3 protein-coding genes are annotated in these 2,120 nt (G+C 38.8%); all 3 read left to right on the top strand.

The annotated features are described in order from the left end of the window. Positions 1-80: 80 nt before the first annotated feature. The 3 genes from F6K23_RS05405 to F6K23_RS42810 all read left to right on the top strand — a co-directional run bounded on the left by F6K23_RS05405 (position 81) and on the right by F6K23_RS42810 (position 1,791). Complete coding sequence (locus F6K23_RS05405; RefSeq protein ID WP_293151666.1) at positions 81-644, top strand: PEP-CTERM sorting domain-containing protein; 564 nt, start codon at positions 81-83, stop codon at positions 642-644. 158 nt (positions 645-802) lie between these two features. Beyond that, positions 803-1,366: a PEP-CTERM sorting domain-containing protein gene (locus F6K23_RS05400; protein WP_293151666.1), complete on the top strand. Its 564-nt coding sequence runs from the start codon at positions 803-805 to the stop codon at positions 1,364-1,366. Positions 1,367-1,617: 251 nt separating this feature from the next. Beyond that, positions 1,618-1,791: a zinc ribbon domain-containing protein gene (locus F6K23_RS42810; protein WP_375340736.1), complete on the top strand. Its 174-nt coding sequence runs from the start codon at positions 1,618-1,620 to the stop codon at positions 1,789-1,791. Positions 1,792-2,120 lie beyond the last annotated feature (329 nt).

The raw sequence follows: 2,120 nt of genomic DNA, 5'->3' as shown, positions 1-2,120 counted from the left end.
TTAATTTGTATGAATAAAACTGTTCTACTAACAGAAAATACTGACATTAATCATCAAATATAAAAAACCAGGAGTCAAAAATGATCGCTAAGTCCCTAAAACAAATTGCACTCGCTACTATTGGAACAAGCTGTGTTGCTTTTGGTATTGCCACTGAAGCTCAAGCATTTACCGGCACTCTGAATATATCTAATGAAAAAGGTTTTATCGGAGATGCTGATACCATTGAGTTTTCCGACGATGATATTGAGTACTTTGGAACAGGAGTTCTGGGATTCTTAGAAGGTGATGCTGGTTCAGTTGATATTGGTCCGTTAGATGTTCCTGGAGGTCCTGTTGATTCTTTTTTCACTTTTGATGATAATGCTCCCTTCACTTTTGACCTTGATTCTATAACTTTTGCAGGTGAATTCCGTGCATTCATCATGTATGACTTGATGGGAACCATCACAGATGATATGGGGACAACTTACAAAGTTGAAGGTGGTTTCACTAGTCAATTGATGGAAACTTCTGGTGACACAGGTTCTTCTTGGTCATTAACTCTAAGAACCAAAGAAAGAGTTCCTGAACCTGCAACAATGTTAGGTTTAGGTGTGGTAGCTGCTGCTTCTGCTTTCGGTTTGAAGAAAAACAATAGCTAATCACTGAAGTTATTAAAACTGATTTTAACCTATAAATATCTACAACACGAAAGATTGTTAGACAACAGTTTTATCGGCTTAATTTGTATGAATAAAACTGTTCTACTAACAGAAAATACTGACATTAATCATCAAATATAAAAAACCAGGAGTCAAAAATGATCGCTAAGTCCCTAAAACAAATTGCACTCGCTACTATTGGAACAAGCTGTGTTGCTTTTGGTATTGCCACTGAAGCTCAAGCATTTACCGGCACTCTGAATATATCTAATGAAAAAGGTTTTATCGGAGATGCTGATACCATTGAGTTTTCCGACGATGATATTGAGTACTTTGGAACAGGAGTTCTGGGATTCTTAGAAGGTGATGCTGGTTCAGTTGATATTGGTCCGTTAGATGTTCCTGGAGGTCCTGTTGATTCTTTTTTCACTTTTGATGATAATGCTCCCTTCACTTTTGACCTTGATTCTATAACTTTTGCAGGTGAATTCCGTGCATTCATCATGTATGACTTGATGGGAACCATCACAGATGATATGGGGACAACTTACAAAGTTGAAGGTGGTTTCACTAGTCAATTGATGGAAACTTCTGGTGACACAGGTTCTTCTTGGTCATTAACTCTAAGAACCAAAGAAAGAGTTCCTGAACCTGCAACAATGTTAGGTTTAGGTGTGGTAGCTGCTGCTTCTGCTTTCGGTTTGAAGAAAAACAATAGCTAATCACTGAAGTTATTAAAACTTAGTCATCAAGTTTTAATTTATAATTGAGCGCTTAATATTAGACTTGTCGCTTCATAACTTAAAAAAATCCCAAAAACTTCGTAAATATACATTGTATAAACTAACTACTTATTTAGCTAAAAACCACAGTCAGATAGTAATAGAAGTATGACAATGTATCGGGAATGATGGCCTAGCCAAAGCTAGCTAAGGCTGTTGCTGATATAGGCTTTTATAAATTTCGTAAACAGTTGCAGTACAAGTGTGAGTTATACGGTTCTCAACTAAACATTGTTGATAGATGGTTTCCTAGCTCTAAGACTTGCTCTAACTGTGGAACTGAATCGCGAATCTCTGTTTTCATCAGAGTGCGTAATCAAATTGCGAACACTGCAATTTTAGCTTTGATTGCTTTGCAACGCTAGCGCGAACTAGACTGGTTTGCGTTTGCGTAGCATCCCGTAGGGAAGCATTCTGTAGGAAATGCAGCGTTAAATTTAGCTATGGCGGGCAGTGAGAGCTACGCTCCGAAATATGCGTTTCGCGTCAGCGTTGCGTTGCGCCAGCTTTGCTTTGTGAAGCAAAAGCAAACTTCCCTGTCAGCTTGTGAACTGGATAACGCCGACGTTACCGAAAAATTGGGTTTAAAGCCTCGCCCTTGTAGGGCGACTTTTTATTTTATGTGCAAGTGAATTGAATATGTGGTACAGTGTTATTAGTTGCCGGGGGGCACTCGGAAACTCGTGCGCGGACG

Source organism: Okeania sp. SIO2C9 (assembly GCF_010672455.1).
Lineage (GTDB): Bacteria > Cyanobacteriota > Cyanobacteriia > Cyanobacteriales > Microcoleaceae > Okeania.
The sequence above is the reverse complement of the archived record's forward strand: the minus strand, read 5'-3'. Positions and strand labels throughout refer to the sequence as shown.